The sequence below is a fragment of the Vreelandella neptunia genome (assembly GCF_022489065.1).
Taxonomy (GTDB): domain Bacteria; phylum Pseudomonadota; class Gammaproteobacteria; order Pseudomonadales; family Halomonadaceae; genus Vreelandella; species Vreelandella neptunia_A.
In genome coordinates, this window is the sequence record NZ_JAKVTW010000005.1 from 151,583 (window position 1) to 175,990 (window position 24,408).

Sequence of the window (24,408 nt, forward strand, 5' to 3'; positions counted from 1 at the left end):
ATGTGACCCATGACTGATACGTCGCCAGGTACGTCGACAGAGTTTCGCGTCGCGCGGGAAGACCTTAGTCGTTTTATGCAAGCAGCGTTGGCGGCTGCGGGAGCTGATCAGGCGTCGGCGGATGCCGTCACCCGCGCGCTGGTCACCGCTTCGCGGATGGGCACTGACAGCCACGGTTTGCGGCTGCTGCCCCACTATTTGCAGGCACTTAAAGGCGGACGTATTAACGGCGCCCCCAACATGATGTTTCATCAGCGCTTAGCGGCCACGGGCTTTTTAGATGCGGACGATGGGCTGGGCCACTTGGCTGGCTACACCGCTATGGAGCACGCCACTGCCATGGCAGAAGTGGCTGGCATCGGCGCTGTTGCGGTGGGTAATTCATCACACTTTGGGGCCGCAGGGTGCTATGCATTGACCGCGGCGGAACGCGGTTATTTGGGGTTGGCGTTCTGCAATTCTGATCCGTTCGTATTGCTGCACGATGGCGCTAAGCCTTTTCATGGCACGAACCCCATCGCCTTTGCGGCACCGGTAGCGGGTGACAACTCCTACCTGTTGGATATGGCGACCAGCTCCGTTCCCTGGAATCGCGTGCAGCAGTTCGGTGCTATTGGCCGCGAGCTGCCTGATCAAGTAGCAGCAAATGCCGCCGGTCAAGTAAGCCGAGTGCCCAGTGAGGTGGCAGCACTGTTACCGTTGGGGGGCAGTGCCTTCGGGTTTAAGGGGGCAGGACTGGGTGGCATGGTCGAGATACTCAGTTCAGTGCTTTCGGGTATGCAGCACGGTTTTAACCTGCTCCCAATGGGCGGGCCTGATATGTCTACGCCTCGCGGGGTTGGGCACTTCTTTTTAGCCATGAAACCCGATGCGTTTGTGGAAGAGGGCACTTTTGCTCGCGGGCTAGCGAACTATCTAACCGATTTAAGAGCCCAGCCAGCGACTCAAGGTTCTCAGGTAATGGCGCCTGGTGATCGTGAATGGCGCTGCCAAGCCCAGCGCGACGCCGAAGGCATTCCGCTCGATTCTGCCAATCAATTAGCCTATGCCGAGATTGCGGAGGAGTATCGTATAACGCCGCTCTCTCAGCTCGGTTGAAAGGCGGTTTGAAGGATAATGATCAGAAATGCAGTAAAATGGCGGAAAATTCCAGGTTAACCAGGGGTGACTGCCTATGAGCAGATACCGGATCGAGCGTAAAACGCTGTCTGAACAGGTCGCTGAACAGCTTGAGGCGGAAATTCTTGAGGGGCGGTTGAGTGAAAACGATCAACTGCCTTCAGAGAGGGAGCTGATGGAGCAGTTTGGTGTCGGCAGACCTGCGGTGCGTGAAGCGTTGTTCCACCTTCAGCAGCTTGGGCTAATCGCCATTAATAGCGGCACGCGCGCCAGAGTGATTCGCCCTACCGCCGAGGCGGTGATGGCTAGGCTTTCCGGGGTGACCCGGCAGCTACTCTCTAAGCCTGATGGGCAGCAGTATTTCCAGGAAGCGCGGGCCATGTTCGAAATCTCATTGGCTCGCTACGCGGCGCGTAACGCCAGCGATGAGGATCTAGCGCGGCTACGCGAAGCGTTAGCGGATAATCGCGACGCGATTGGGGATGAAGCACGCTTTAAACGCTCTGATAACGACTTCCATGGCGTGTTGGCGAGCATTGGCCGTAACCCCATTTTCGATGCCATCCATGTAGCGCTCTCTGAGTGGTTGGATGATCGCCGTGCGCTGGTATTGCAGCAGAAGGATGAAGACAAAGCGGCTACCGCTGCACATACCGAAATCATCGCAGCGATAGAGTCCCGTGATCCAGATGCGGCCGAAGCGGCCATGCGGCGCCACCTCGACCGTCACTACGGCACTTATATGCAACTAAAAAAGCGCCTCTCGGACGCTTCTTAGAACATGCTAAACCTGCCGCCGTGTTCGGTCGACGGCAGGGGTGACATCACTCAGTCATTGTCGATTCAGCAATCTCTTGGAATTCAGCCACGAGATCTTCGCCAATGCGCGGTGCCCACTCTTCGTAAACCGGCTGTACGGCTTCCTGGAAAGCGGCAATCTGCTCGTCATCAAGACGGGTGATTTGCATACCGCGCTCTTCAAGTTGATCACGCGCCCAGTCGTCGTACTCGCTGGAAAGCTGGATTTCATAATCGGCAGCTTGCAGCGCGGCTTCCTGGACTAGCTCCTGATACTCAGGGTCGAGTTCGTCCCAAGTACGCTGAGAGATCATTTTAATGAAGGGCGTGTAGACGTGGCGGGTTTCAGAGCCGTAGTCTTGAACCTCATGGAAATTGGAGGTCAGAATGGTGCTCCAGGGGTTCTCCTGACCATCCACGACGCCCTGTTCCATGGCGGAGAAGAGTTCACCAAAGGCCATTGGGGTTGGGTTGGCGCCCAACGCTTCCCAAATAGCCAGGTGAACCGGGTTTTCCATGGTACGAATCGACAAACCACGAACGTCTAAACCTGCCACATCTTCTGGCGAAGCGACTTCACGAGCGCTGTTGGAGAGCTGCCGGAAACCATTTTCAGAGAACGCCAGGGCTTTTAGACCGGTGCCGTCGAAAGCATCGAGCATTTCCTGGGCAGCCTCGCTGCGCATGGCCTTGATAGCGGCTTCCCGGGTCGGTAGCAAGAAGGGAAGATCGAAAACGGCCAGCTCCTCAACGTAACCGGTAGCGGGGGAAGAGGAGGGATAGGTCATGTCCAGCGTGCCGGTCTGCAGCATTTCCATCATCTGCACATCATCGCCGAGCTGGCTGTTGGGGAAGATATTAACGCTGATGCGCCCTTCGCTGCGCTGGTCAAGAATGTCCGCGAAGTACTGGCTGGAGATGTACTGGGGTGAGCTTTCCGCTAAGCCAAGCCCCATGCGCAGGGTCACACTGCCGTGGTCACCCACAGTGTCGCCCTCAATCTCAGGTGGGTCGGAAAGGTCGGGTGTTTGTGCGTAAACCATGCCTGAGCTGAGCAGCGTGGCGCCGGTTACTAATAGAGTGCGTTTCCAAAGATGATGCATAGTCGTCATTCTCCTGGCGTGCTGCAGGTCGCTTCACTAAGGGTATCTGCTAAGCGAGCTACAGCGTGTTTACTGTTGTAGTTGTTGAACCCAGTTGTGGAACCCGGATTTTTGAAGCTGTTATTAAGGCCGTTGTTGAAACGGTTGTTAAGACCTTTCACTGAAACCCTTACGTGAATGTCTATCGTTTTGCCTATATGTTCAACATATACTTTTGTATGTATCGACGTCGCAGGCAAGAAAGCGTAACGTCATGGCGACTTCCTACGCGCGTTCGGTAGGTGACTAATTCAACAATGTTAGTGGGGGCTTTTTAGTAGCTTATGCACGCCTGCTGACACTCAATATTTACTTTAGGCGTGGAGTGACACTATGGCCAATTATCAACGAATAACGCCTGATCAGTTGCGTTCACGTTACTGGTTCGATAATCCGGATCATCCCGGCACGACAGCACTGTGCATCGAGCGTTATCTTAATTACGGCATCACGCTGGATGAACTGACCAGCGGTAAGCCGATTATCGGTATCTGCCAGTCAGGCTCTGATTTAACCCCGTGTAACCGCCACCACATCGACTTGGTTAAACGGGTGAAAGACGGTATTCGCGCGGCGGGCGGGGTGCCGTTTGAATTCCCCATGCACCCTATTCACGAGAACGTACGGCGCCCCACCGCCGCGCTGGATCGTAATCTTGCCTACTTAGGCATCGTCGAGGTGCTGCACGGCTACCCGTTAGATGGTGTGGTGTTAACGACTGGCTGCGATAAAACCACGCCTGCTGCCCTTATGGCGGCGGCAACGGTGAATATCCCCGCTATCGTGCTCTCCGGCGGGCCGATGCTCAACGGCTGGCGCGGCGCCGAGCGGGTGGGTTCGGGCACGATTATCTGGGAGCTACGCAAGCGCCTGGCGGCGGGGGATATCGACTACGCTGAGTTTCTTTCACGCGCTAGCGATTCGGCACCTTCCATTGGCCACTGCAATACCATGGGCACCGCCTCCACCATGAACTCCATGGCGGAAGTGCTGGGCATGAGCCTGCCGGGCTCGGCGGTGATCCCCGCGCCCTATAAAGAGCGCGCCATGGTGGCCTACGATACCGGTACACGGATCGTCGATATGGTCTGGGAAGACCTGCGCCCGCTGGATATTTTGACTCGGGAGGCTTTCGAGAACGCCATCGTGGCCTGCTCGGCATTGGGCGGTTCATCCAATGCCCCTGTGCATATCAATGCTATCGCCCGCCATTCGGGCATCGAGCTGGATAACGACGACTGGCAGCGCCTGGGCCATGAGATCCCGCTACTGGCCAACGTGATGCCTGCTGGCGCTTTCCTGTGCGAAGAGTTCTATCGCGCCGGCGGCGTTCCCGCGATTCTCCATGAGCTACACACCGCCGGTAAGTTGCACGTCGATGCGCTCACAGTGAATGGCCGCTCAATAGGCGATAACCTACAGGGCTGCGAAACCCAAGACCCCGATGTGATTTGCCGTTATAACGACCCCTTGGTGGACCACGCGGGCTTCCTCAACCTCAAGGGCAATCTATTCGACTCGGCGCTGATGAAAACCAGCGTGATCTCGCGGGATTTCCGTGAGCGCTTCCTCAATGATCCCAACGATCCGGATGCCTTTGAAGGCAAGGTAGTGGTGTTTGATGGCTCCGAGGATTACCACGCCCGTATCGATGACCCTACGCTGAACATTGATTCACGCACCATTCTAGTCATGCGGGGCGCGGGGCCGGTAGGGCATCCTGGTGGCGCAGAAGTAGTCAATATGCAGCCGCCAGAGGCGCTGATTAAACAGGGCATCGAATCGCTGCCGTGTCTGGGCGATGGCCGACAGTCGGGCACCTCCGGCTCGCCATCGATTCTCAATGCTTCCCCAGAAGCCGCTACCGGTGGCGGTTTGGCGCTGCTGGAGAGCGGCGACCGGCTGCGGGTCGATCTTAAGCGCGGCGAAGTGCAGTTGCTGATTGAGGCGAGTGAGCTGGAAGCGCGCCGCGAGCGTTTAGCCCAGCAGGGCGGCTACCGCTACCCTGGCCATCAGACGCCTTGGCAGGAGATCCAGCGGAGCATGGTCGAACCTTTGGATCGCGGTATGACATTGGAGCCAGCGACTAAGTATCGCGATGTCGCCCGCCGGCATCCGCCCAGGGACAATCACTAAAGGAATTGATACCACACATGAGTCGTTGGAGTACCTTTTCGCATCGCCAGCAGGGCTTGCTGTTAACCGCTGGCGGGGCGCTGATCATGGCCCCGGATGCCCTGCTGATTAAAGTGGCAGATCTGCCCGATGCCGAGATATTGATGTGGCGTGGCTTTCTTTCGGGCTTAGGTTTTCTATTGATTGCCCTGATGCGCTACGGCCGTGGCACCTTGGCGGCCTATCGCCGCTGCGGCTGGACGGGTATCGCCGTGGCGCTGCTGTTCAGTTTGACTACCTGTGGTTTTGTGCTGGGCAACCAGTACACCAAGGCAGGCAACGTCTTAATGATACTGGCCAGCTCGCCAATTATTGCCGCCGTGCTCTCTTGGATCATTCTCAAAGAGCGCTTACCCAGACGCACTTGGCTGGCGATTTGGCTATGTATGGTCGGTATCGCGATGATCGCCCTCGATGACGCCGGCGCAGGTTCCTGGGTAGGCAACGCTTTCGCCTTAATGGCGGCAACCACTCTGGCGATTAACTTTACCCTGTGCCGAACCCGCCCGGGTGTCGATATGAGCCCTATGCTGGTGTTCAACGGCCTTATTGTTGGCAGTATCGCCGGGCTAATTTGGCTGGCGGGGGGTGAAACGAGCCTGCCAGCCACTCACCAACTCGGCGTGGTCATCCTGCTGTGTTTGATTATTGTGCCCTGTGGCGTAACGCTGCTGCAGCGCGGGCCGCTCTATCTGCCCTCCGCCGAAGTGGGCCTGCTAATACTGCTGGAAGTAGTGATCGGCACGCTTTTGGCGTGGTGGATTTTGGCCGAACAGCCCGCCCCAATGGCGATGGTCGGCGGCGCTCTGGTGCTGGGCACGCTGAGTGCTAAGGGCCTTTACGAACGGCGGCTTGAATTGAGGATGCGCGCTAGGCTCGTCCCTGCCTCATCGGTAACAGTAGACCGGTCAAGTACGTTATGATTAGCAGGAATTGAAATAGGGCCTTATCGCAGTGACGTCATCTCCCAGTAAGCCAGCAGCTCGCCCCAGTATCGCCGAACATCTCGCCGAGGAGATTTTTGGCGGGCGCTATCACCCCGGTGATCTCGTGCCCCGTGAAATGGATCTATGTGAACGTTTTGCGATTAACCGCTCTGCGGTGCGTAGCGATCTGCGCCAACTGGTCGATGCCGGGATTATCGAGCGGATTTCCGGCCATGGTTCCAAGGTGCGCGAGTACTCGGAGTGGCACATTCTCGACGCCCAGGTGACCGACTGGCTAACCCGCTATGCAGCCCCCAACCCGGATATTCAGCGCGAAATTCTCGCCTTCCGCCTGGACGTTGAACCCTATGTGGCTATGACCGCTGCAAAGCGGGCCAAAGCGCGGGATCTGGTGGCCATCGAAGAAGCCTTTGAAGGTTTAGGGCAGAATCTTCGCAATGCCACCTGCGAAGAGGAGCGACGGCTGCACAGTGAGTGTGATGTCGCTTTTCACGAGGCGATCTTCAAGGCGACCCACAATATTGTCTGGGCGCAGCTATCACATATCCTGCGACCCTCCATCTACATGCTGATTTCCATGTCCAACGAGAACGCCCCAGATCCTGAAGAGAGCCTGGAGCGTCACCGTCAACTGATGGAGAGCATTCGATTGCGCCGCCCTCGGGAGGCCTTTCTAGCCTCCCAAGCCGTGTTGGCGGGCACTGCCGCAGCGTTGGGGCTTGAGCACAGCTTCAGTTCATTAGGGCGCAGCGTTGAGCTGCCACACACTACTTCCTGAACCCATTTTGAATGGTTAAAAACAAAGGCAAGCGTATGTCTGATTCCAACTCTGGCTTTAGCTCTGGCTTTAAGTTCGGCCTGGTGGGCGTGGGTAAAATCGTCCGCGATCAGCACCTCCCTGCGATAGCCGCTACCTCCAACTGCCAGCTTGTCGCCACGGCAGATCCCTACGCCTCACTGCCGGATTTACCCGCCTATCAAGGCCTGGAGGCGATGCTCGACGCTCATCCTGACATCACCGCCGTCTCAATTTGTACACCGACACACTTGCGCTACTCCCAGGCGCGGGCCGCGCTGATGCGTGGCAAGCACGTGCTGCTGGAAAAGCCGCCAGGGGCGACATTAAGTGAAGTCGAGGATTTGATTGCCTGCGCTAAAGAACAGGGCGTTAGCCTGTTTGCCGCCTGGCACTCGCGGTTTGCTCCCGGTGTGGCTCAAGCCCAGCAGTGGTTAGCCAAACGGCAGGTGCAGCGGGTTAAGATCGAGTGGAAGGAGGATGTGCGGGTATGGCATCCCGGCCAGGCATGGATCTGGCAGCCGGGTGGTATGGGCGTTTTCGATCCAGGTATTAATGCGCTCTCTATTGCCACCGCCATCTTGCCCCAACCGTTCTTTTTGCAACGGGCGAGGCTGCTGGTGCCGAGCAATGCGCAAACCCCGATTGCGGCGGAGCTCTCGTTTACGGACCCTGAGGGGGCAGCGATTGAGGCAGATTTCGACTTCCGCCAGAGTGGCCCGCCAACCTGGGATATGCATATCGAGAGCGACGGAAGTCGCTTGAGTCTTACCCAAGGCGGCTGTCGTCTGATGATCGACGATGAGGTAATCGTCGACGCCGAAGAGCGTGAATATCAAGGCCTTTACGCGCGCTTTGACGAGTTGATTGCAAAAAAACGCAGCGAGGTGGATGTTGCCCCGCTGCGCCAGGTCGCCGATGCGTTTCTATACGGTCATCGTGAGATCACCGACGCCTTCGTTGAGTAACGTCTCAAGAGACGCCCTCTTATTCACGCTTGCCATCGACCAAGCGTGATACGCCTGCAGGATTGCCATCACGAATAGCCTCGGGCAGTAGCCCTTCCGGCAGCGCCTGGTAGCATACTGGGCGCAGGAAGCGGAAGATCGCCGCGCTACCTACCGAGGTGGTGCGGGAGTCCGAGGTCGCTGGATAAGGGCCGCCGTGCACCATGGCATGGCACACTTCTACACCTGTCGGCCAGCCGTTGGCCAGAATCCGCCCTGCTTTGCGCTCCAGGGTGGGCAGCAGTTGCTTGGCAGTCGCCAAGTCACCATCATCCATTTGCAGGGTAATAGTGAGCTGGCCTTCGAGTTGGGCAGCTACCTTAGCCACTTCTTTGGCATCGGCACAGGCGATGACCAGTGAGGTGGAACCGAACACCTCTTCCTGAAGGGCGGGTTCGTTGAGGAACGCCTCAGCCTGGGTAACGAACAGCCCCGCTTGGCAAGGGTTAGCCGTTTCACCGGCTTGGCCGCGAGCTACCTCAGTGACCTTGGCGTGGTTGGCGAGTCGTTCAACGCCCTGCTGGTAAGCGTCGTGAATGCCCGGCGTCAGCATGGTTTGGGCCGCACTGCCCTTAACCGCTTCACCAGCCGCTTCAACAAAGGCATCCAGCTCTGGGCCCTGAACCGCAATCACCAGCCCTGGGTTGGTGCAGAACTGTCCGGCGCCCATGTTCAGTGAGCCAACAAACCCCTCGGCGATGGCTTTGCCGCGGGCCTTGAGCGCTTCTGGTAGCAAGAACACCGGGTTGATGGAGCTCATTTCGGCGTAAACCGGGATCGGCTGAGGCCGCGCCTGGGCAGTGGCCATCAGTGCCGTACCGCCGCTGCGTGAACCGGTAAACCCTACCGCTTGAATGCGCGGATCAGCGACCAACGCCTGGCCAATCTCTTTGCCGGAACCAAACAGCAGCGAAAAGACGCCTTCAGGCAGGTTGCATTTGGCCACGGCGCGTTGAATCGCACGACCCACTAGCTCGGAGGTGCCGGGGTGGGCAGAGTGTCCCTTGACCACGACCGGGCAACCGGCTGCCAGCGCCGATGCGGTATCGCCACCGGCAACGCTAAAGGCGAGTGGGAAGTTGCTGGCGCCAAACACCGCCACCGGGCCCAGTGCAATATGACGCTGACGCAGGTCGGCGCGGGGCAGCGGCTCGCGATCAGGCAGGGCGGGGTCGATGCGCACATCTAGCCACTCACCGGCCCGTACCACGTTGGCGAACAAGCGTAGCTGACCGCAGGTGCGGCCGCGTTCGCCCTGCAAGCGAGCTTCGGGAAGGCCGGTTTCAGCGACACCACGTTCGGTTAGCTCTTCGCCGATTGCTTCGATCTCGCTGGCGATGGTTTCGAGGAACACGGCCCGCTCTTCAAGCGAGGTTTCGCGGTAAGTGGCGTACGCCGCTTCGGCAAGTTCACACGCTTGCTCGACTTCCGCTTTGCTGCCGCCGGGGTAGGCGGGCGCCAGTGTTTCGCCGGTGGCAGGATTCACTGCATGAATGTCAGCCTGTTGGCCGCTGATGGCCTGCTGACCAATGAGTAGTTTGCCTTCCAGAGTCATACTTCCTCCTGCTGGGGTGGGTGATTAAGTTAGAGAGATTTTACGCTGATGGCCGGTGTGTCTTTTTCCACCCGGAGCGGGTTGCGCAGGGCGCGGCCAAACTCGTTGATTTTGATCTCAAAGCGATCGCCTTCGCGTACCTTAATGCCGTCGGCGAAGCTCAGCGTTGCGGTGCCGAAAAAGTGCACATGAACATCTCCGGGTCGGCGGAAGCCCGGGTATTTGAAGTGGTGGTACTCCAGATTAGCCAGACTATGAGCCATATTGGCCTCGCCGGTGAGAAAGGGCTTCTCCCACACTGTTTCGCCATTGCGCTGAATAGCGCTGGTGCCTTCTAAATGTGTCGGCAGTTCGCCGATCAATAGCTCAGGCCCAAAGCTGCAGGCACGTAGCTTGGAGTGAGCCAGCCACAGGTAGTTGAAGCGTTCGGTGATGTGGTCAGAGAACTCGTTACCCAAAGCGTAGCCGACTCGCCAAGGTTGGCCATTTTTGCCAATCACGTAGAGGCCCGCCAACTCAGGTTCTTCGCCCGCATCCTCGGCAAAGGCGGGGGAGAGAATCTCGGCTTCCGGTGCCGCCACACACTGGCCATCACCTTTGTAGAACCACTCCGGCTGGGCACCTGGCTGGCCTGTGTCAGGTTTGCCGCCCTCCACGCCCAGTTTGAACATACGCATGGAGTCGGTCATATCTTCTTCAGCGGCCTGGGCTTTTGCATGCATCGCCGAGCGGGTATCGGCACTTCCCAGGTGGGTAAGGCCGGTGCCGGTCACTAAGCAGTGGGCCGGGTCGGTATGTGTCAGCGGCGGTAGCAGCTGCTTATCATCGACTAACTTTTGATAATCAAGGCGGGTGTCGGTCAGCGCTTCCGTCACCATCTCGCTGAGCGGCTTACCGGCGCTAATCGCCCGGTTGGCCAAGGTGTAGGTATCGCAGTCGAGCAGTCTGACCTGCTCTTCGCTCTCGACCAGGGCGGCGCGAACCTGGCCCTGGTGATCACACTGAATTAAGCGCATAGGGCTATTCCTGAAGCTTGTTGTTATGAGAGATACATAGGGTAGCTTATGTTGAACATTAAAATAAACTGTTCAACATAAGCTTTTGTATGGCCTGTAACCAAATGGCCTGTTACCAAAGAGGAACTTATCATCTAGCGGCGATGGCTGGCTAAACACCATGGGCAATAATCTCGCGCAGCGTGCTCATTAGCACGGCGGCACCGGGGGAGAGTCGCTGATGACGCAAGCTCACCAGCCCATAGGGTTGAACGCTCAGCGTCTCGCTGAAGGGCAGTAGGTGAAAGCGCTGTGGTGTGCAGAGCAGGTCAGCGGCTTCTCGTGTGGTCACCGTGATGGTGTCGGATTTATCGACGAGGGCAAGCGATAGCAGCAGGTCGGCGGTATCAACAATTTGGCGCGGTGGTGCAACCTGATGGTGCAGGAACAGGCTGTCCACTCGCTGGCGCATCAACGCGCCAGCGGGTTGCAGCGACCACGGATAACTCGCCATATCCTCAAGGTTCAGCGTTTGTTTATCGGCTAACGGGTGGCCCTTGCGGCACACAAAACAGAGCTCCTCTTCACCAATTTCCTCAAAGACGAAGCGCTCGGTATCAACGCCTGCTGGTATCCGGGTAATCGCAAAATCCAGCTCGCCTTCCAATAGGCGCGGTACCAGCACTTTGCTGACATCCACATCCACACTGATCTTTAGCCCCGGTCGATCGCGGTGTACCCGTTCAATTGCGCTGGTAAGCAGCGTTACCGCCGGCGCCATTACTGTGCCGACCGCTACCGTGCCTGCACTGCCCGCGTTTAGGGCGTTTAACTCTTCACCGGTGTGGTGTAACGCTGAAAGCATGCTGTGGGCGTGGCGAATCATAATTTCGCCGTACCAGTTGGGCGTAAGCCCGCGTGGGTGGCGATCAAACAAGCGAATGCCCAGATTGGCTTCCAGATCGCTCAGTAACTTGGAGGCAGCGGGCTGGCTCATATTGAGCTGAGTCGCTGCACGGTGCAGGTTGCGCTGCTCGTCCAGGGCTAAAAATAGCTGGAAATGGCGCAACTTTAGTCGCACGTCTAGAAACCAGTTCTCGCCGAGAACGCCCATGGGATAAGCCTTGCATTGTTATTGATACTTAGAAGTATATCGATTGTGAGGTGTTTGTATATTGGTTGGTTATGCAAGACGTGGCTACTGTAGTGACTGAATTGGAGTTCCAATAACAACAACGATCTTCCATTAGGAGGAAAATCATGCCACTCATCAATACTCAGGTAGACGTTCAGAGACATAGCATTGGATCCACGCTGATGCTAAGCGCCGGTATCGTTCTGCTAATGGTTAGCGCGGCTCAAGCGCAAAGTGAGACGCAAATGGAAGCTGGAAATGGCGCCGAAAACGGCGTTGAAAAATCGGTATTTGGCCAGTTGCCGGATGGTCGCCAAGTTGATGCCTATCAATTTACCAATGCCAACGGTATCGAGCTGCGGGTGACCAACTACGGCGGCATCATTCTGTCGCTGAAAACCCCCAATGTAGATGGCGAATTTGACGATATCGCGCTGGGCTTCGACTCTTTGGAAGCTTACCTTTCCGATGAATACCGTCAGGCCAACCCCTATTTCGGTGCCATCATTGGCCGTTACGGCAACCGTATCGCGGGTGGCCAGTTCTCCCTTGATGGAGAAAGCTATACGTTGGCTACCAACGATGGCAGCAACCATCTACACGGCGGCGATCAAGGCTTCGATAAAGTGCTTTGGCAGGCCGAGCCGTTCGACAATGACGAGGGAACGGGGCTAGTGCTGCGCTATACCAGCGAGGATGGCGAAGAGGGCTACCCCGGCAGGCTGGAGACCGAAGTTACCTATACGTTGACCGATAATGACGAACTGATGGTGGATTATCGAGCGGTGACCGACAAAGCCACCCCGGTTAACCTCACCCAGCACAGCTACTTCAATCTAAAGGGCGAGGGCAGCGACACCATCCTTGATCATCAAATAATGATCAACGCCCCAGAATTTACCCCGGTTAACGACACCCTGATTCCCACCGGCGAGCTCCGTTCGGTAGAGGGTACGCCGTTCGACTTTACCCAGGCGACACCCATCGGCGAACGCATTGAGCAAGAGAATGAACAGCTCGCTTTCGGCGGCGGTTATGACCACAACTTTGTGCTTGACCGTGATAACGCGGCAGCAGATGAGCTGGTGCTGGCCACCAAAGTGTGGGAGCCCGAGAGCGGCCGTATGGTGGAGATCACCACCACTGAACCTGCGATCCAATTCTATTCCGGCAACTTCCTTAATGGCGATCTGACTGGTAAACAGGGCCAGGCCTATGGGCATCGTTCTGGCTTCGCGCTGGAAACCCAGCACTACCCTGATTCCCCGAATCAAGAGGCATTTCCTAGCACGATTTTAGAACCCGGTGAGACGTATCGTTCGCGCACGATTTATCGCTTTTCCGCGCAACAAGACATAGGGTCGTAAGTGGTTTGAAAAAAAAGACCAAAATATCAATAAAAACAATGCTTAAAATCTTAGGAGTATAACAATGAAATTAACGATGACGTTGACCCGTTTAGCCCTTAGTAGCGCGATTATGTTGGCCTCGTTGGGTTCGGTGCAGGCCCAGGAAGATGAGGTGAAGATTGGCTTTATCGTTAAAAAGCCCGAGCAGGCGTGGTTCATTAATGAACAACGGGCGGCCACCGAGTTAGGTGAAGAGCTGGGCTTCGACGTGGTACGCCTCGGCGGTGAAGACGGCCAGGAAGTGCTCAGCGCGATTGATAACCTCTATGCCCAGGGCGCCGATGGGTTCGTAATCTGCCCACCGGATGTTCGTCTGGGGCCCGCAATAATGAACCGCGCCAACCAGTACGGTATGAAAGTGGTCACCGTGGACGATCAGTTTGTTAATTCCAGCGGTGAACCGATGGAAGGCGTACCGCACCTGGGCATGTCCGGTTACAAGATTGGTCAGCAGGTGGGCGATGCGATTGCCGCCGAAATGGAAGCCCGCGGCTGGAACCCAGAAGAGGTGGCTGCACTTCGCATTACCAACAATGAACTCCCCACGGCGGTAGAGCGCACCGATGGCGCGACAGAGGCGCTGCTAGCCTCCGGCTTCCCGGAAGACAATATTTTCGATGCGCCCCAGCAAAACAGTGATACCGCCAGTGCCTTCTCAGCGGCCTCGCCGGTACTTTCTCAGTATGGCGATTATGAACACTGGATTATCTACGCTCTCAATGAGGAGAGTGTTCTCGGCGGGGTCAGGGCCACCGAACAGTACGGTTTGGCAGCTGAGAACGTGATCGGGGTGGGTATTAACGGCTCGGGTGCTGCTTTTGCTGAGTTTTCCCGCGATAACCCTACCGGCTTTCACGGCACCGTGGCGGTTAGCTCCACTATGCATGGCCGTCAGACCGCCGAAGATCTCTACCGCTGGATTAGCGAGGATCAAGAACCACCGGCGAATACCGAAACCTCCGGCACGCTAATGACCCGTGACAATTGGCAGGAAGTGCGCGAAGAGCTGGGTCTATAACAAGTGGGTTTGTTAAGAGCATGGTATGTAACGGGCTAACTGCTGGAGTGTTACTGCATGTCTGATGCTTATTTACGGTTCGACGGGATTAGCGTCGTGTTCCCCGGTGTGCGCGCGCTGGATGGGGTGAGCTTCGCCGCCCACGCTGGGGAAGTGCATGCCCTAATGGGCGAGAACGGCGCGGGTAAATCCACCCTACTCAAGGTGCTGAGTGGCGTTAATCGCGTGGAGGAAGGCGCGCTGTGGATCAACGGACAACGCCATGTGTTCAGTAACGCCCGTGAGGCATTGCGCGAAGGGATCGCGATTATTTATCAGGAGTTAACGCTCTCGCCCAATATGTCGGTGGCTGAAAACCTGCTGCTAGGTCAGCTACCGTCGCGGCGAGGTTTTGTTGACCGCCGCCAGTTGAAAGAAAAAGCCATGGCGATTTTGGCCGATTTGGGCGAGGGAGGCATCCATCCCTCGACCAAGGTACGCGAGCTCTCTATCGGTCAGCAGCAGATGATTGAAATTGGTCGGGCGCTGCTGCGCGACGCTAAGGTGATCGCCTTTGATGAACCTACCAGCAGCCTCTCGATTCAGGAAACCCGCCAACTCAAGCGTATCGTTCAACGGCTGCGCGATGAAGGCCGGGTGGTGCTCTATGTGACCCATCGCATGGAGGAGGTGTTTGAGATGTGCGATGCGGTCACCATCTTCCGTGACGGCAAGCATATTCGCACCCATGAGGATATGTCGTCGTTGAATCACGACCTGCTGGTGAGTGAGATGGTCGGCCGCGATATCGACGATGTTTATGGCTACCGGGCTCGCGAACAGGGCGAGGTGGTCTTGAGCGTGGAAGCCATCGAAGGGCGTGGTCTCAAGGCGCCGGTGAGTTTCTCCGTCAAGCGCGGTGAGGTGTTTGGGCTGTTTGGATTGGTGGGGGCCGGGCGCAGCGAGTTGCTCCGGCTGGTCTGCGGGGTCGAGGCTCCCAAAGCCGGTAGTGTGATCTTTAACGGCGAGTCGCGGCGCTTCAAGAGCCCCGGCGAGGCAATCCGCGCCGGCATTGCCATGTGCCCCGAAGACCGCAAATCCCAAGGTATTTTTCCCGTCGCCAGTGTGGCCGACAATCTCAATATCAGCTGTCGGCGCTTTTTTAAACGCTGGGGGATTTTTCGACACACCGGCCGCGAACGGCGCAACGCTGAATCCTATATCCAACAGCTCAGTATCAAAACACCGGGCCCGCGCTCACCTATCGGCAAACTCTCAGGGGGCAATCAGCAGAAGGTGATTCTGGCCCGCTGGCTCGCCGAAGAGATTGACCTGTTTGTTATGGACGAGCCGACTCGGGGGATCGATGTGAGCGCACGACGGGATATTTACTCACTGCTTTACGACCTGGCTGAGCAGGGCAAAAGCGTGGTGGTAATCTCCAGCGATATTGCCGAAGTCAGCTCCATTTGTGATCGCATTGCCGTGATGCGCGATGGCCAACTGGTGGACGTTGTGCCGAGGGAGTCGGCTACCCCAGAACGTCTGCTGGGGCTAGCACTGCCAGCCTAATGGGCTTATGCCATAAGCTCTTCAGAGCAAACGTTAAGAACACACGTTCAGGATAAACATCATGACAACTAACAATGTAACCCAAGGGGATGCGCCTGCACGTCCAAAGGGGCGCCAGGGGCTTGCCAAACCGCTGCGTACCCTACTCGATACGTCAGGCATGATTGCCATTTTTTTACTGCTATTTATCGCTCTGGCGATATTTATCCCCGGGTTTCTGTCCGGACGCAATATGGTCGGGCTACTGCTCTCGATCACCCTGATTGGCAGCCTCGCCTCTACCATGATGCTGGTATTGGCGCTGGGCGAGGTGGATCTCTCGGTGGCCTCTACGGTGGCTTTTGCTGGCGTGGTCGCCGCGGTAGTGACCTCCAGCACGGGTAGCGTGTTTATCGGCGTGATCGGCGGGGTTGTCGCCGGGGGCGCAGTGGGTGTTTTCAATGGAATAGTGATTGCCAGGTTCGGTATTAACGCGCTGATTGCGACCCTGGCGGCCATGGAGTTTGTTCGCGGGTTGGCCTATATAACCTCCGGCGGCGACGCGGTGATGATTACCGTACCGGCCTTCTTTGAGCTGGGTAGCGCTTCTTTTCTTGGCTTAACGCTGCCGGTATGGACCATGCTGGCTTGCTTTGTGATTTTTGGCATCGTGCTCAACATGACGGCCTTTGGCCGCAACGTACTGGCCACTGGGGGCAATGCAGAAGCCGCTGCGTTGGCGGGGGTTAACGTCCGCCGCCTGAAAATTATTGTCTTCGGCCTCCAGGGCGTCGTCGCGGGGGTCGTCGGCGTGTTGCTGGCATCGCGGATGGGCCTGGGCGATCCCAATACCTCCATGGGCTTGGAGCTGGCGGTCATTTCCGCCTGTGTACTGGGCGGCGTGGCGCTATCCGGCGGTGTTGCCACGATTACCGGCGTGGTGGTCGGCGTGCTGATTATGGGCTGTGTGCAGAACGCCATGGGGCTGCTTAATGTGCCCACCTTTTATCAGTATCTGGTGCGCGGCGCGATTCTGCTGTTGGCGGTGCTGTTTGATCGCTGGAAGCAAACCCGTCGTCAGCGGGCCTAACGCCTTTTCCCTATCTTCACGGAGACTTTCTATGTCTGATCGCAAGCCGCCCCTACGTTCCGCCGAGTGGTTCGGTACCGCTGATAAAAACGGTTTTATGTACCGCAGCTGGATGAAAAACCAAGGTATCCCCGACCATGAGTTCCAGGGCAAGCCCATTATCGGTATCTGCAATACCTGGTCCGAGTTAACGCCCTGCAATGCCCACTTTCGAAAGCTAGCGGAGCACGTGAAAAAAGGCGTGCTGGAAGCAGGCGGCTACCCGGTGGAGTTTCCGGTGTTCTCCAACGGCGAATCCAACCTGCGCCCCACGGCGATGTTTACCCGTAACCTGACCAGCATGGATGTGGAAGAGGCGATTCGTGGCAATCCCATTGATGCCGTAGTGCTACTGGTGGGCTGCGACAAAACCACCCCGGCGCTGCTGATGGGCGCGGCGAGCTGCGATATTCCCACCATCGTGGTCACTGGCGGACCAATGCTCAACGGCAAGCACAAAGGTAAGGATATTGGTTCGGGTACCGTGGTCTGGAAACTTTCGGAGCAGGTCAAAGCAGGCGAAATATCGCTCCACGACTTTATGGCCGCCGAAGCGGGCATGTCCCGTTCCGCGGGCACCTGCAACACCATGGGCACCGCTTCCACCATGGCCTGCATGGCCGAATCGCTAGGCACTTCGCTGCCCCACAACGCAGCGATTCCAGCGGTGGATTCGCGCCGTTACGTGCTAGCGCACCTCTCCGGCAACCGTATCGTCGAGATGGTTAACGAAGATCTGCGGCTCTCCAAAATCCTCACTAAGGAAGCCTTCGATAACGCCATCCGTACCAACGCCGCCATTGGTGGTTCCACCAACGCGGTGATTCACCTCAAGGCGATTGCTGGACGCATCGGCGTTGATCTCAAACTGGACGACTGGAGCCGGGTAGGGCGCGGTACCCCCACTGTGGTGGATTTGCAGCCTTCGGGGCGCTTTCTAATGGAAGAGTTCTACTACGCCGGTGGGCTACCTGCAGTGCTCAGGCGCCTGGGCGAGGCCGACCGACTGCCCTTCAAGGACGCCTTAACCGTCAACGGCAAAACCCTCTGGGAAAACGTCCAAGACGCCCCGCTGTATAACGACGAAGTCATCCGACCACTGGATAACCCCCTCACCGCTGACGGCGGCATCTGCGTGGTGCGTGGTAACCTGGCCCCCAACGGCGCGGTGCTCAAACCCTCGGCGGCGACGGCGGAACTGATGCAGCACCGCGGCCGTGCAGTGGTGTTTGAAGACTTCGACGACTACAAGGCGCGCATCAATGACCCTGACCTGGACGTGGAAGCCAACGATATTCTGGTCATGAAGCACTGCGGCCCCCGCGGTTATCATGGCATGGCGGAAGTGGGCAATATGGGCCTGCCGCCCAAAATCCTCGCCCAGGGGATCACCGATATGGTGCGCATTTCTGATGCCCGCATGAGCGGCACTGCCTACGGCACCGTGGTGCTGCACGTAGCCCCGGAAGCGGCGGCAGGCGGCCCGCTTGCGGCCGTGCGCAACGGCGACTGGATCGAACTCGACTGCGAAAGTGGCCGACTGCACCTGGAGATCAGCGATGAAGAGCTGGCCTCGCGCCTGGCCGAGAGCGACCCCACCGCCGCCTCAACCCTAATTGCCAGCCAGGGTGGCTACCGCCAGCTCTATATAGAGCGGGTGCTGCAAGCGGACGAAGGTTGCGACTTCGACTTCCTGGTCGGCTGCCGAGGCGCTGATGTGCCGCGTCATTCGCACTGATTAACTGTAAAGGAGGCGCGATGACCGCCAGACTGGCCGGCAAGCATATTCTCGTGACCGGGGCAGCCACCGGCATCGGCCGTGCCATTGCCGAAGCCTGTGTACGCGAAGGTGCCAAGGTCGCCTTGCTAGATAGGGAGGGCGATAGCGTCGAACGGCTGGCGGCGCAGTTGCGTGGTGAAGGTCACCACGCGCAGGGGCTGGTCGCCGATATTGCCGAACGGGCGGCGGTGGAAGCCGCCGTGGCGCAGGCTCGCAAGCTCTCCGGGCCCTTAACCACCCTAGTCAATAACGCAGGAATGAATGTTTTCCATGAGCCACTTGCCATGCCGGACGAGGCCTGGCAGCGCTGCTTATCGGTGGATTTGGAAGGCGCTTGGCACTGCAGCCGGGCGGTGCTGCCCGATATGCTGGAGCAGGGCGGAGGCGCCATTATTAATATTGCTTCCACCCATAGCTTCTCGATTATTCCCGGCTGTTTTCCCTACCCGGTCGCCAAGCACGGCTTGATTGGTTTGACCCGAGCACTTGGTATCGAATATGCCTCCCGCGGTGTGCGGGTTAATGCCATCGCGCCGGGCTATATCGCCACCCCGGCGGTAGAAGCGCATTGGCAAATCTTCGACGACCCCGCCGCCGCCAAGGCCCGCATCGAAGCGTTGTTGCCGCCGGGGCGGCTAGGGCAACCCGAGGAAGTGGCCATGACGGCGGTCTTTCTAGCCTCAGATGAAGCGCGCTTTATCAACGCAAGCTGCTTAACGATTGATGGTGGGCGCAGTGTGGTCTATCACGACTGACGAAGCGATGCTTAACTGCTTGGACACACTGATAAGCCTCCGCTGCCATTAATCGGTCGGCCTAGGCTTCACGGGCGGTTTGGCTTTCGAGCAGCGTTTCGCCATCGGTAGCGTTTAGCGCCATGGCGATGCCTCCCATGCAGGTCATGTCGCGATCCCAGGCGCAGCTTTCGATGCGGGTAGTGCCTCTCAGCTCGGCCACCAGGGCTTCATCAATGGCGTGATGCATGGTGGCCTGCATGGCGTCAAAGCCGCGCACGCCGGAACCGGTAATCAACACCAGATCAGGGTTGAACAGCGCCAGGATATTGGCGATACCAATACCCAGCGCCCGTCCCGCTTCGGCATAGATGCGTTGCGCCGCCGGGTCGCCGTTCATCGCCAGTTGGGTAAGCGCCTGCATCTGCTGTTCGGAGGGGTGGGCGCTATCGCCAGCGGGGAGGTTTAAATGCTCGGCGGCGGCGCGGTAGAGCGCGTAGTCGCTGGCATAAGCTTCAATGCAGCCTCGTCGGCCGCAGGCGCACAAGGCGCCATCCGGTTGGTATTTGCTATGTCCAAACTCCGCCGCTGAGCCATTAGCGCCCAGATATGGCACGCCGTTAATCAACACTGACATCCCGATGCCGTAGCCCAGCATAATGACCACCATATTGGGGCAATCCGCATAATCGGGCTTTGCTGCCAACACGCTGGCAATACAGTTAGCATCATTTTCCAGCAGCACGCTGCAGTGAAACCGCTCGGTAAGACGAGCCGAGATCCGAGCGTTGCGAAAACTCAAAGCGGGCGACCAGATAATCGTTCCGTTTTGCGATGATACGACGCCCTGCACCGCCAGACAGATTCCCGCCAAGCGTTGAAATCCCCCCAACAGTTGATCACAAGCGGCGTCGATCTTCTCTTCCAGTAGCACTGCCAAATCGTCAGCGCTTAGCGTCAAGGTGGACACGGTATGGTGTTCACTGTGACGGACTTGCCCCGTGAAATCGCCTACCACCAGTTGAATTTCATTGATCGATAGCTTGATGCATACCACGCAGGCGGCCTGGGCGTTGAGTTCAATCAGCGTCTTAGGCCGCCCTCGCCCAGTGGGGCGGGGTGTTTCGGGTGGGCGCTCACTGATAAGGCCCTGCTGAAGTAATTCGGTGCTAATGGAGGTCACCGTGGCAGAGCTAATACCGTTCAGCGCGCCCAGATCGACACGTGCAACCGGCCCTTGGTCACGCAGGGTACGAATCACCGCCAGGGTATTGTCATGGCGGCTGGTCTCGGTCGACGGGAGGGCCATAGGGGGTGCCGTTATGTTTCGTGATGAAAAAAATGCCGATATTAGCGATCACTCGGCGCCCCACATCGTGGAGTGTTTACGTGATGGCCAAAATGCGACCTAAGTTGTATATGCAGTTATTTATTTTAGCGCCTAAAGTAAATCAAGCATCACGCGATAGCAATCGATGTTGGTAAGCCCCCCAACACAATAACAACAGTCATGAACAGGTGGCCCCATGCTCTTATCGGCGCGCAAAATCTGCCGCTCGTTTGGCGATAATCAAGTATTATTCGACGTTGATCTCGACCTACAGGCGGGTGAAGTACACGCACTGCTGGGGGAGAACGGCGCGGGAAAATCGACCCTGGTAAAAATTCTGGCGGGTTACCTTCGCCCCACCTCGGGCGAGGTGTTGCTGGAGGGCAGCCAACGTCACTACCGCGCAAGCGACGAAGCCGAGGCCGACGGTGTGGTGATGATCCACCAAGAGCTGGCGTTGGCGGAACAGCTCAGCGTGGAAGAGAACATATTCTTAGGTCGCGAACTGCGCCGAGGGCTTTTTCTCGATCGGCGAGCCATGCGGGAGCGTAGCCGTGAGGCGCTGGCCGAACTCGAAACCGACGTCGACCCGCGCGCTCGAGTGAAAGACCTCAGCACCTCTGATCAGCAGATGGTGGAGATCGCCAAGGCGATCACCCGCGATGTGCGTGTGCTGATTATGGACGAACCCACCGCTACCCTGACGGAGAACGAAGTAAAGGTGCTGTTTGCACTGATAGCCCGCCTGCGTCAGCGGGGTGTGGCCATTCTGTATATCTCCCACAAGCTGCGTGAAATCGAGCAGATTGCTGACCGCGTGACGGTGCTGCGTGACGGCCACTTGGTGGATAGCGGGCCCATGGCCGGGCGCAGCAAAGAGGAACTGGCGCGACTGATGGTAGGGCGGGAGATTAATGAGATGTATCCCCCGCTTACGCACCTTCCAGCCGATGCACCGGTGGTGTTGGAAGCACGTGAGTTCTTAGTGCCAGGCGCCGTTAAGCAAGCCAGCTTTACCCTGCGTCGTGGTGAAGTTTTGGGGTTTGGTGGGGTGGTGGGCGCGGGGCGAACGGCGCTCCTAGAAGCGGTGTTGGGTATCCGCGCGAAAAGTGCTGGGCAGGTACTTCGCAACGGGCAACCAGTCGTGCTACGCCATCTACGCGACGCCGTTCGTCACCGCATTGCTTATCTGACTGAGGACCGAAAAGGCAAAGGCCTGGTGCTCAATATGGATCTACGCTCCAACGTTACCTTGCTCAATTTACGTGCTCACTGCCATCCGCTGATCGACCGCCGTCGTGAAGAGCACGCCTTTCAAGAGGCTATCCAGCGCTTTGACATTCGCCTGCGCACGGCGGCGCGCACCGCAGCTGAACTCTCCGGCGGTAATCAGCAGAAGCTGCTGCTCGCCAAAGTAATGTCCATCGACCCTGAAATCGTGATTATCAACGAGCCGACCCGGGGCATCGATGTGGGCACCAAGCACCAGATCTATCACTTCATTCATGAGCTTACCGAGGCGGGCCGTTCGGTCATCTTAATCTCGTCCGAGATGGGTGAACTGATTGGGCTTTCCCACCGGGTAGCGGTGATGTGCGCGGGTGTGCTCACTGGGGTGCTTGAAGGCGAGCAAATTAATGAACAAGAAATCATGCAGTACGCATCCGGCATTAAGGGAGTAGGGGTCGATGAGCAGCGTTATGGCTAATAACAAAACGACTAATAAAGCAGCTAACCCAACCGCTCGGCAAAAGGGCTTCGCGATTGACTTGAAAACCTGGGGGCCCTTCGTCGCGTTGGTGGTCTTGGCGCTGCTGGGTGTGCTGATCAATCCAGCCTTTCTGGGGTTGGATAATCTCTCGAATATGCTCACCCGCAGTGCCTTCATCGGCATTATCGCCATCGGCGCCACCTTCGTGATTACCGCAGGCGGATTGGATCTTTCCGTGGGGGCGATGGCCGCCTTTATTGCCGGGGTAATGATTATTCTCATGAACAGCCTCGTCGAGCAGTTCGGCGCAGGGTTGACCACCGTACTGTTCGGCATTGGCGCCTCGCTACTGCTGGGGCTTTGCGCAGGCTTTATCAATGGCATCGTGACGACCAAAGGCAAAATCGAAGCGTTTATCGTCACCCTAGGCACCATGGGGATTTACCGCTCGCTGGTTACCTACCTGGCCGATGGAGGCACTCTAACGCTGGATTGGGCGGTGCGCGATATCTACCGCCCGGTCTATTACGGCAGCTTTCTTGGTATCACCATTCCGGTATGGGTGTTTTTCTTTGTCGCTGTCATCGGCTACATCTTGCTCAATTACACCCGCTTTGGACGCTACTGCTTTGCCATTGGCTCCAATGAGAAAGTCGCCGAATACAGCGCCATCCATGTGGATCGTATCAAGACCATGACCTACATGCTGCAAGGCGTGTGCGTGGCGTTGGCGACGATTATTTATGTGCCACGGCTGGGCTCCGCATCAGGGGCGACCGGCGTGCTATGGGAGCTTGAAGCAATTGCTGCGGTGATTATCGGCGGAACCATGCTCAAGGGTGGTCATGGACGCATTTGGGGCACGGTGGTAGGCGCCATCATGCTCACCATGATCGGCAATATTCTCAATTTGACCGACGCCATTTCCAACTATCTCAACGGTACGGTGCAGGGGATCATCATCATTGTGGCGGTCTACCTGCAGCGTGCATCTTGGAGAAAGACAGGAGCATAAACTCACCAGCCATCAGGGCAACATCAACCACAAGCAGTGCGCAACATAACAACTACAAACACGAAAGGAGCATTAATATGCCAACCATCAAAACAGCCGTGGCGACATTTGCCACCACGGCAGCACTCTCGACAGCCATAGGGTTTTCCGGTGCAGCCGTTGCCCAAGAAGTCACCATCGGCGTATCGATTCCAGCGGCTACTCACGGCTGGACGGGCGGGGTCAACTACCACGCCGAAGAGGCCAAAAAGCGTCTTGAGGCGCTCTACCCCGATATTGAAATCACTATTTCTACAGCGGGTACGGCAGGTGAGCAGGCCAATGATCTGGAAGACTTGGTATCGCTACGCAATATTGATGCCTTGGTCGTGCTACCGTTTGAGTCTGGGCCGCTGACCGATCCAGTGCGCCGTGTTAAAGATTCGGGGGTGTTCGTAACCGTCGTGGATCGTGGCCTGACTGAAGAGGGTATTGAAGACCTTTATGTGGCGGGCAATAACCATGAGCTAGGCCGCGTTTCCGGCGAGTACATCCGTGAGCGTCTGAATGGTGAAGGCGACATTGTGGTGCTGCGCGGCATTCCCACCGTGATCGACGATGAGCGGGTGCAGGGTTTCCAAGAGGCCATTGATGGCTCCGAGGTTAATATCCTCGATATGCAACATGCCAACTGGAACCGTGATGATGGCTTTGAAGTGATGCAGGACTACTTGTCGCGCTTCGACAATATTGATGCCGTTTGGGCCCAGGATGACGACATCGCGCTAGGGGTCATTGAAGCGGTGCGCCAGGCAGACCGCGAAGACGAGCTGTTTATCGTTGGTGGTGCGGGCATGAAGGACATTATCAAGCGTGTCATGGACGGCGATGAATTAGTGCCGGTGGACGTGCTCTACCCACCCGCGATGATTGCCACGGCGATGGATCTCACCGTGCAGCACTTTGTCTCAAATGGCCCGGTGGTGGGCGAGTATATTCTGGGCTCCCCACTGATCACCCAGGAGAACGCCGAGCAGTACTACTTCCCCGACTCTCCGTTCTAAACACGGTCTGATCGCGTACTGATAACGCGTACTGATAGAT

20 protein-coding genes are annotated in these 24,408 nt (G+C 57.4%); 15 read left to right on the forward strand and 5 right to left on the reverse strand.

All coding sequences use genetic code 11. The annotated features are described in order from the left end of the window. Positions 1 to 9 precede the first annotated feature (9 nt). On the forward strand, positions 10 to 1,098 hold the full coding sequence (locus tag MLE19_RS09720; protein ID WP_240717982.1) for an Ldh family oxidoreductase: 1,089 nt from the start codon (positions 10 to 12) through the stop codon (positions 1,096 to 1,098). Positions 1,099 to 1,174: 76 nt separating this feature from the next. Further along, a complete protein-coding gene (gene nanR, locus MLE19_RS09725) occupies positions 1,175 to 1,897 on the forward strand; it encodes a transcriptional regulator NanR (RefSeq protein ID WP_240717983.1) in 723 nt (240 codons plus the stop codon). A 46-nt stretch (positions 1,898 to 1,943) separates the two neighbouring features. Here nanR and MLE19_RS09730 read toward each other — a convergent pair whose 3' ends face one another. After that, positions 1,944 to 3,020 (reverse strand): TRAP transporter substrate-binding protein, encoded by a 1,077-nt coding sequence (locus MLE19_RS09730; protein WP_240717984.1) that lies wholly within the window; start codon positions 3,018 to 3,020, stop codon positions 1,944 to 1,946. Positions 3,021 to 3,392: 372 nt separating this feature from the next. On the opposite strand from MLE19_RS09730, the gene MLE19_RS09735 reads away from it, so the two are divergent. Genes MLE19_RS09735 through MLE19_RS09750 form a run of 4 tightly spaced genes read left to right on the forward strand, consistent with a single transcriptional unit; the run spans position 3,393 to position 7,945 of the window. Next, positions 3,393 to 5,195: an IlvD/Edd family dehydratase gene (locus MLE19_RS09735; RefSeq protein ID WP_240717985.1), complete on the forward strand. Its 1,803-nt coding sequence runs from the start codon at positions 3,393 to 3,395 to the stop codon at positions 5,193 to 5,195. A 17-nt stretch (positions 5,196 to 5,212) separates the two neighbouring features. Then, positions 5,213 to 6,157, forward strand: a complete 945-nt coding sequence (locus MLE19_RS09740) for a DMT family transporter (RefSeq protein WP_240717986.1) — start codon at positions 5,213 to 5,215, stop codon at positions 6,155 to 6,157. Positions 6,158 to 6,188: 31 nt separating this feature from the next. Further along, entirely contained in the window at positions 6,189 to 6,959 is a 771-nt protein-coding gene (locus MLE19_RS09745) for a FadR/GntR family transcriptional regulator (protein WP_240717987.1), read from the forward strand. A 35-nt stretch (positions 6,960 to 6,994) separates the two neighbouring features. Continuing rightward, on the forward strand, positions 6,995 to 7,945 hold the full coding sequence (locus MLE19_RS09750; RefSeq protein ID WP_240717988.1) for a Gfo/Idh/MocA family protein: 951 nt from the start codon (positions 6,995 to 6,997) through the stop codon (positions 7,943 to 7,945). A gap of 19 nt (positions 7,946 to 7,964) precedes the next feature. Here the strand turns inward: MLE19_RS09750 and MLE19_RS09755 are convergent, their stop codons facing one another. The 3 genes from MLE19_RS09755 to MLE19_RS09765 form a co-directional block, all read right to left on the reverse strand. Then, the gene (locus MLE19_RS09755; RefSeq protein WP_240717989.1) at positions 7,965 to 9,539 is read right to left on the reverse strand and encodes an aldehyde dehydrogenase (NADP(+)); all 1,575 of its coding nucleotides are present in this window, start codon (positions 9,537 to 9,539) and stop codon (positions 7,965 to 7,967) included. 29 nt (positions 9,540 to 9,568) lie between these two features. Next, the gene (araD1, locus tag MLE19_RS09760; RefSeq protein WP_240717990.1) at positions 9,569 to 10,555 is read right to left on the reverse strand and encodes an AraD1 family protein; all 987 of its coding nucleotides are present in this window, start codon (positions 10,553 to 10,555) and stop codon (positions 9,569 to 9,571) included. Positions 10,556 to 10,706: 151 nt separating this feature from the next. Beyond that, complete coding sequence (locus MLE19_RS09765) at positions 10,707 to 11,648, reverse strand: LysR substrate-binding domain-containing protein (protein WP_240717991.1); 942 nt, start codon at positions 11,646 to 11,648, stop codon at positions 10,707 to 10,709. Positions 11,649 to 11,794: 146 nt separating this feature from the next. Between MLE19_RS09765 and MLE19_RS09770 the strand changes: the two genes are divergently transcribed. The 6 genes from MLE19_RS09770 to MLE19_RS09795 all read left to right on the forward strand — a co-directional run bounded on the left by MLE19_RS09770 (position 11,795) and on the right by MLE19_RS09795 (position 19,290). Continuing rightward, positions 11,795 to 13,036 carry an aldose epimerase family protein gene (locus tag MLE19_RS09770; RefSeq protein ID WP_240717992.1) on the forward strand — a complete coding sequence of 414 codons (1,242 nt, stop codon included), beginning with the start codon at positions 11,795 to 11,797 and terminating at the stop codon, positions 13,034 to 13,036. A 64-nt stretch (positions 13,037 to 13,100) separates the two neighbouring features. Further along, positions 13,101 to 14,096 carry an arabinose ABC transporter substrate-binding protein gene (locus MLE19_RS09775; protein ID WP_240717993.1) on the forward strand — a complete coding sequence of 332 codons (996 nt, stop codon included), beginning with the start codon at positions 13,101 to 13,103 and terminating at the stop codon, positions 14,094 to 14,096. Positions 14,097 to 14,153: 57 nt separating this feature from the next. After that, on the forward strand, positions 14,154 to 15,647 hold the full coding sequence (gene araG / locus MLE19_RS09780; RefSeq protein WP_240717994.1) for an L-arabinose ABC transporter ATP-binding protein AraG: 1,494 nt from the start codon (positions 14,154 to 14,156) through the stop codon (positions 15,645 to 15,647). A gap of 61 nt (positions 15,648 to 15,708) precedes the next feature. Then, a complete protein-coding gene (gene araH / locus MLE19_RS09785; RefSeq protein WP_240717995.1) occupies positions 15,709 to 16,716 on the forward strand; it encodes an L-arabinose ABC transporter permease AraH in 1,008 nt (335 codons plus the stop codon). Between the two features lie 31 nt (positions 16,717 to 16,747). Beyond that, the gene (locus tag MLE19_RS09790) at positions 16,748 to 18,493 is read left to right on the forward strand and encodes an IlvD/Edd family dehydratase (RefSeq protein ID WP_240717996.1); all 1,746 of its coding nucleotides are present in this window, start codon (positions 16,748 to 16,750) and stop codon (positions 18,491 to 18,493) included. 20 nt (positions 18,494 to 18,513) lie between these two features. Beyond that, positions 18,514 to 19,290: an SDR family oxidoreductase gene (locus MLE19_RS09795; RefSeq protein WP_240717997.1), complete on the forward strand. Its 777-nt coding sequence runs from the start codon at positions 18,514 to 18,516 to the stop codon at positions 19,288 to 19,290. A gap of 61 nt (positions 19,291 to 19,351) precedes the next feature. Here MLE19_RS09795 and MLE19_RS09800 read toward each other — a convergent pair whose 3' ends face one another. Next, positions 19,352 to 20,578: an ROK family transcriptional regulator gene (locus MLE19_RS09800; protein WP_240717998.1), complete on the reverse strand. Its 1,227-nt coding sequence runs from the start codon at positions 20,576 to 20,578 to the stop codon at positions 19,352 to 19,354. Between the two features lie 217 nt (positions 20,579 to 20,795). Between MLE19_RS09800 and MLE19_RS09805 the strand changes: the two genes are divergently transcribed. The 3 genes from MLE19_RS09805 to MLE19_RS09815 all read left to right on the forward strand — a co-directional run bounded on the left by MLE19_RS09805 (position 20,796) and on the right by MLE19_RS09815 (position 24,368). Then, the gene (locus MLE19_RS09805; protein ID WP_240717999.1) at positions 20,796 to 22,307 is read left to right on the forward strand and encodes a sugar ABC transporter ATP-binding protein; all 1,512 of its coding nucleotides are present in this window, start codon (positions 20,796 to 20,798) and stop codon (positions 22,305 to 22,307) included. Beyond that, positions 22,300 to 23,325 carry an ABC transporter permease gene (locus MLE19_RS09810; RefSeq protein WP_240718000.1) on the forward strand — a complete coding sequence of 342 codons (1,026 nt, stop codon included), beginning with the start codon at positions 22,300 to 22,302 and terminating at the stop codon, positions 23,323 to 23,325. Before MLE19_RS09805 ends, MLE19_RS09810 begins: the two co-directional genes overlap by 8 nt. A gap of 77 nt (positions 23,326 to 23,402) precedes the next feature. Continuing rightward, complete coding sequence (locus MLE19_RS09815; protein WP_240718001.1) at positions 23,403 to 24,368, forward strand: ABC transporter substrate-binding protein; 966 nt, start codon at positions 23,403 to 23,405, stop codon at positions 24,366 to 24,368. Positions 24,369 to 24,408 lie beyond the last annotated feature (40 nt).

Bases quoted from the DNA above. Each gene is read 5' to 3' on its own strand.
- MLE19_RS09720 (WP_240717982.1), top strand. From the start codon at position 10: ATGACTGATACGTCGCCAGGTACGTCGACAGAGTTTCGCGTCGCGCGG.
- nanR (WP_240717983.1), top strand. From the start codon at position 1,175: ATGAGCAGATACCGGATCGAGCGTAAAACGCTGTCTGAACAGGTCGCT.
- MLE19_RS09730 (WP_240717984.1), bottom strand. From the start codon at position 3,020: ATGCATCATCTTTGGAAACGCACTCTATTAGTAACCGGCGCCACGCTG.
- MLE19_RS09735 (WP_240717985.1), top strand. From the start codon at position 3,393: ATGGCCAATTATCAACGAATAACGCCTGATCAGTTGCGTTCACGTTAC.
- MLE19_RS09740 (WP_240717986.1), top strand. From the start codon at position 5,213: ATGAGTCGTTGGAGTACCTTTTCGCATCGCCAGCAGGGCTTGCTGTTA.
- MLE19_RS09750 (WP_240717988.1), top strand. From the start codon at position 6,995: ATGTCTGATTCCAACTCTGGCTTTAGCTCTGGCTTTAAGTTCGGCCTG.
- MLE19_RS09755 (WP_240717989.1), bottom strand. From the start codon at position 9,539: ATGACTCTGGAAGGCAAACTACTCATTGGTCAGCAGGCCATCAGCGGC.
- araD1 (WP_240717990.1), bottom strand. From the start codon at position 10,555: ATGCGCTTAATTCAGTGTGATCACCAGGGCCAGGTTCGCGCCGCCCTG.
- MLE19_RS09765 (WP_240717991.1), bottom strand. From the start codon at position 11,648: ATGGGCGTTCTCGGCGAGAACTGGTTTCTAGACGTGCGACTAAAGTTG.
- MLE19_RS09770 (WP_240717992.1), top strand. From the start codon at position 11,795: ATGCCACTCATCAATACTCAGGTAGACGTTCAGAGACATAGCATTGGA.
- MLE19_RS09775 (WP_240717993.1), top strand. From the start codon at position 13,101: ATGAAATTAACGATGACGTTGACCCGTTTAGCCCTTAGTAGCGCGATT.
- araG (WP_240717994.1), top strand. From the start codon at position 14,154: ATGTCTGATGCTTATTTACGGTTCGACGGGATTAGCGTCGTGTTCCCC.
- araH (WP_240717995.1), top strand. From the start codon at position 15,709: ATGACAACTAACAATGTAACCCAAGGGGATGCGCCTGCACGTCCAAAG.
- MLE19_RS09790 (WP_240717996.1), top strand. From the start codon at position 16,748: ATGTCTGATCGCAAGCCGCCCCTACGTTCCGCCGAGTGGTTCGGTACC.
- MLE19_RS09795 (WP_240717997.1), top strand. From the start codon at position 18,514: ATGACCGCCAGACTGGCCGGCAAGCATATTCTCGTGACCGGGGCAGCC.
- MLE19_RS09800 (WP_240717998.1), bottom strand. From the start codon at position 20,578: ATGGCCCTCCCGTCGACCGAGACCAGCCGCCATGACAATACCCTGGCG.
- MLE19_RS09805 (WP_240717999.1), top strand. From the start codon at position 20,796: ATGCTCTTATCGGCGCGCAAAATCTGCCGCTCGTTTGGCGATAATCAA.
- MLE19_RS09810 (WP_240718000.1), top strand. From the start codon at position 22,300: ATGGCTAATAACAAAACGACTAATAAAGCAGCTAACCCAACCGCTCGG.
- MLE19_RS09815 (WP_240718001.1), top strand. From the start codon at position 23,403: ATGCCAACCATCAAAACAGCCGTGGCGACATTTGCCACCACGGCAGCA.